Below are 4,769 nucleotides of genomic sequence, written 5' to 3'. Positions count from 1 at the left end.
GCGCCTGGACCGTGCTGCGTCGCGCCGCCGCCCGGGCCGGCCTGCCGGTGGAGGGGTCTGAGGCGGTCTCCCCGCACACCCTGCGACACTCGTACGCGACCCACCTGCTCGACGGCGGCGCCGACGTCCGGGTGGTGCAGGAGTTGCTCGGCCACGCCTCGGTCACCACCACGCAGGTCTACACGCTGGTGACCGTGGACCGGCTGCGTGAGGTCTACGCCACCGCGCACCCGCGTGCCCTGCACTGACCCGAGGCGCGGGAAACGCCGCCGGCCTGGCCGGTGGAGGTGGGGCGGGACGGCACCGGTCGGTACCACCGCCCGACACGCCGAGCGGGTAGTGAACGCCCTGCTCGTCGGTGGCGTACAGTCGGGATCGGCGCGGCCTGGCGGCGGGATGACCGGGGTGCGCAGCGGCGCCGCGAAGGACGTCGGGCGGCTCCGACGCCAGATGGTCGTCGGGAGGGGGCAACGAGGACATGGCTGGCAACGGTGACCGTGCCGAGACCTGGACGTCGGAGCTCCGCGAACAGCAGAACGCGCTCGGCTCGGACCTGGGTCCGGCCGACCCGGCCGCCTACACGATGCGCAAGCCCATCCCCGAGCCGATGCCCACGGACCGGCACGGCCCGGCGCGGATCATCGCGATGGCCAACCAGAAGGGTGGCGTCGGCAAGACCACGACCACCATCAACCTCGGCGCCGCGCTCGCCGAGTACGGCCGCAAGGTGCTCCTGGTCGACTTCGACCCGCAGGGCGCCCTCTCGGTCGGGCTGGGCGTCAACCCGCACAACCTCGACCTGTCGGTCTACAACCTGCTGATGCAGGACGACGTCACCGCCGAGGACGTCCTGATCAAGACCGACGTGGCCGGGCTGCACCTGCTGCCGGCCAACATCGACCTCTCCGCCGCCGAGATACAGCTGGTCAACGAGGTCGCCCGCGAGATGGCTCTGGCCCGCGTGCTCAGAAGTGTCCGCAAGGAGTACGACTACATCCTGATCGACTGCCAGCCCTCGCTCGGCCTGCTGGCGATCAACGCGTTGACCGTGGCGCACGGCGTCCTCATCCCGCTGGAGTGCGAGTTCTTCAGCCTGCGTGGTGTCGCCCTGCTGCTGGACACCATCGACAAGGTGCGCGAGCGGCTCAACTTCGACCTGGAGTTGGAAGGCATCCTCGCCACCATGTACGACAGCCGCACCACGCACTGCCGGCAGGTGCTCCAGCGGGTGGTGGAGGCGTTCGGCGACAAGGTCTACCAGACGGTGATCACCAAGACGGTGAAGTTCCCCGAGTCGACCGTCGCGGGTGCCCCGATCACCACGCTCGACCCGGCCTCCTCGGGGGCCCGCAACTACCGTCAGTTGGCCCGCGAGGTGATCGCCGCGCAGGCGGAGCGGTAGGCCGGTAACCATCGGTGTCCAGGCCGTGGACTACGGTCGTCGGCGTGAGCGCGCCGCCAGCCGACCCGACCACCGCGCCGGAGCATCCGCTCGCGGTGACGGAATCCGGCGCGCCGGAGGAGACCCCGGTCGTCGTTGCGGACGACGCTGCGGACACCGGCAAGTTCACGGTCCGGCTGGACAACTTCACCGGCCCGTTCGACCTGCTGCTGCAACTGATCGGCAAGCACAAACTCGACGTCACCGAGGTCGCCCTGCACCAGGTGACCGACGAGTTCATCGCGTACATCCGGGCCATGGGCGACGACTGGGACCTGGACGAGGCAAGCGAGTTCCTGCTGATCGCCGCCACCCTGCTCGACCTCAAGGCCGCCCGGCTGCTGCCCTCGGCCGAGGTGGAGAACGAGGAGGACCTGGCGCTGTTGGAGGCGCGGGACCTGCTCTTCGCCCGACTGTTGCAGTACAAGGCGTACAAGGAGGCGGCGGCGCACATCGCGGTGCTGGAGGAGGTCGGCGGACGCCGTTATCCGCGCGCGGTCACCCTGGAGGCCCGCTACGCCGATGCCCTGCCCGACCTGGTGCTCGGCATCGGCCCGCAGCGACTGCTCAAGCTCGCCGTCAGGGCGATGACCCCGAAGCCGGTGCCCGAGGTCTCCATCGCCCACGTGCACATGGTGCGGGTCAGCGTCCGGGAACACGCCGCGATCATCAGTGAACGGCTGCGCCGCGCCGGCACCGCCACCTTCTCGCTGCTCTGCGCCGACTGCGAGGCCACCCTGGAGGTGGTCGCCCGGTTCCTGGCGCTGCTGGAGCTGTACCGGCAGGGTGTGGTGGCCTTCGTGCAGGAGCAGGCGCTGGAGGAGCTGACCGTACGCTGGACCGGTCCCGCCGACGGCAGTCCGGCCCTCACCATCGACGAGTACGCCGGCAACCCGGACGAGGTGGCCCCCGGGTCCGGTGCGCCGACGACCGCGTCCGGTGCGGCGTCGACGGCGTCCGGTGTGTCGACGGACGAGGCGGCAACGACGGAGGAGCGCGCCGGATGAGTAACGAGGAACGCCGGGACTCGCTGGCCGATCAGGCCGCCGCCTGGGTCCCGCCCTGGCAGCGCTCCGCCCCCGAATCCGTCGCCCCGGACCCGGCCGACCCTGATCCCGTCGAGGCTGAGCCCGTCGAGCCCGATCGCGCGGAGCCCGAACCTGCTGCCCCGGAATCCGCCCAGCTCACCGCACCCGCAGCCGTCGAATCGGCCGAACCTGCGGATCCCGCCCCCGAACTCGGGGCTGCCGGGGATCTCGGTGCGGAGGTGCCCCTGGAGGGGTCGCCGGGTGCCAAGATCGCGGAGGAGGGGGCGGGGCGGAGGCAGCGGGGTGGGCGGACGCGGGTGGTGCCGGAGCCGCCGCCGGTCCTCGACGACGCCGAACTCCGCGGGGCGCTGGAGGCGATCCTGCTGGTGGTGGACGAACCCGTCAGCGAGCTGACGCTGGCCCAGATCCTCGAACAGCCCGCCGAGCGGGTCGGCCCGATGCTGGACGAGATCGCCACGGGCTACACCGCCGCCGGGCACGGGTTCGAGCTGCGCCGGGCGGCCGGCGGGTGGCGGCTCTACACCCGGCCGGAATACGCCACCTACGTGGAACGGTTCGTCCTCGACGGGCAGTCGGTCCGGCTGACCCAGGCCGCGCTGGAGACCCTCGCGGTGGTGGCGTACCGGCAGCCGGTGACCCGGTCGCGGATATCGGCCATCCGGGGCGTCAACTGCGACGGGGTGATCCGTACCCTGGTGACCCGTGGGCTGATCGAGGAGTGCGGCACCGAGTCGGACAGTGGGGCCTATCTGTACCGGACGAGCACGATGTTCCTGGAGAAGCTCGGCCTGAACAGCCTCGACGACCTGCCGCCCCTGGCCCCGTTCCTCCCCGACGACGTAGAAGAGCTTGCCGATGCCGCGCGATGACCGCACCCCCCGCCCCGACGCCCCCGTCTACACCGGCCCGGAACGCCTCCAGAAGGTGCTCGCCGCGGCGGGCGTCGGGTCCCGGCGTGCCTGCGAAGACCTGATCTTCCGTCGGCGGGTGACGGTCGACGGGCGGGTGGCCCAGCTCGGCGACAAGGTCGACCCGACCACATCCGTCATCCACGTCGACGGCGAGCGGCTGGTGGCCGACACCCGACTGGTGTACCTGGCGTTGAACAAGCCCCGTGGCGTGGTCTCCACGATGGCCGACGAGAAGGGGCGCACCGCGCTCGCCGACTTCGTCGGCAACCGGGTCGAGCAGCGTGTCTACCACGTCGGGCGGCTCGACGCGGACAGCGAGGGCCTGCTGCTGCTCACCAACGACGGGACCCTGGCCCACCGGCTGATGCACCCCTCCTACGGGGTGGCCAAGACGTACCTGTGTGAGGTGGCCGGGCCGATCCCGCGCAACCTCGGCAAGCGCCTCGCCGCCGGCATCGAGCTGGAGGACGGCCCGGTCACCGTGGACTCGTTCCGGGTGGTGGGCAGTCTGGGACGTACCGCCCAGGTCGAACTGACCCTGCACGAAGGCCGCAAACACATCGTCCGGCGTCTGCTCGACGAGGTCGGACACCCGGTGAGCCGGCTGGTGCGTACCTCCATCGGGCCGATCCGGCTCGGCGACCTGCGTCCCGGGCGCACGCGGCGGCTGACCAACGCGGAGGTCGCGGCCCTGTTCAAGGCCGTGAGTGACTGACCCCGCGCTGGCGGGTACCGCTGACGGTAGGCTCCTGGCGGCCCGGGGCAGGGCCGGCGGGCCGTGCGCCACGGCGCCGGGCATGATGGAAGCTGTGTGGGCAACCGCTCGCGTCCGCCGATGAGGCGGATCGCGGGGTACGGGCTGAGGAGGACAACGGTGGAGGAAAACGTACCGGCTGGGCGCTGTGTGGTGGCTGTGGACGGGCCGTCCGGTTCGGGTAAGTCCACCGTCTCCCGGCGGCTGGCGGCGAGCCTCACCGCCCGCTACCTCGACACCGGCGCGATGTACCGGGCGATCACCTGGGCGGTGCTGCGCTCCGGCGTCGACCTGACCGACGCCGAGGCGGTCGGCAAGGTCGCCGCCGAGGTCGACCTGCGGATCGGCACCGACCCCACCGGGTACGGCGTGACCGCCGACGGCGTGGGCGTCGAGGCCGAGATCCGGGGTCCCGAGGTGACCGCCGCCGTGTCCGCAGTGGCCTCCGTGCCGGCGGTCCGGGCGCTGCTGGTGGCCCGGCAGCGCGACATGATCGCCAAGGCGGGCCGGATCGTGGTCGAGGGCCGCGACATCGGGTCCGTGGTCGCCCCCGACGCCGACCTCAAGGTCTACCTCACCGCCTCGGCGGCGGCCCGCGCCGCGCGCCGCAGCGC

The 4,769-nt window shown here is 71.9% G+C and carries 6 protein-coding genes; all 6 read left to right on the top strand.

Annotation, left to right across the window (positions count from 1 at the left end; translation table 11 throughout):
* Positions 1-248, top strand: a 248-nt coding sequence (locus EYA84_RS26755; RefSeq protein WP_153227118.1) for a tyrosine-type recombinase/integrase, incomplete at its 5' end; no start/stop codon positions are given.
* 230 nt (positions 249-478) lie between these two features.
* Positions 479-1,402, top strand: coding sequence for a ParA family protein (locus EYA84_RS26750; RefSeq protein ID WP_117230487.1), 924 nt, complete (start codon positions 479-481; stop codon positions 1,400-1,402).
* Positions 1,403-1,446: 44 nt separating this feature from the next.
* Positions 1,447-2,448: a segregation and condensation protein A gene (locus tag EYA84_RS26745; RefSeq protein ID WP_394347619.1), complete on the top strand. Its 1,002-nt coding sequence runs from the start codon at positions 1,447-1,449 to the stop codon at positions 2,446-2,448.
* Positions 2,445-3,359, top strand: coding sequence for an SMC-Scp complex subunit ScpB (gene scpB / locus EYA84_RS26740; protein ID WP_131056473.1), 915 nt, complete (start codon positions 2,445-2,447; stop codon positions 3,357-3,359). The genes EYA84_RS26745 and scpB overlap by 4 nt, the downstream gene beginning before the upstream one ends.
* Positions 3,346-4,116, top strand: a complete 771-nt coding sequence (locus EYA84_RS26735; protein WP_131056471.1) for a pseudouridine synthase — start codon at positions 3,346-3,348, stop codon at positions 4,114-4,116. Before scpB ends, EYA84_RS26735 begins: the two co-directional genes overlap by 14 nt.
* 159 nt (positions 4,117-4,275) lie before the next feature.
* Positions 4,276-4,769 (top strand): (d)CMP kinase (cmk, locus tag EYA84_RS26730; protein WP_131056469.1); only part of this gene is annotated, 494 nt, incomplete at its 3' end.

The organism is Verrucosispora sp. SN26_14.1 (genome assembly GCF_004307965.1).
GTDB lineage: Bacteria > Actinomycetota > Actinomycetes > Mycobacteriales > Micromonosporaceae > Micromonospora.
The sequence above is the reverse complement of the archived record's forward strand: the minus strand, read 5'-3'. Positions and strand labels throughout refer to the sequence as shown.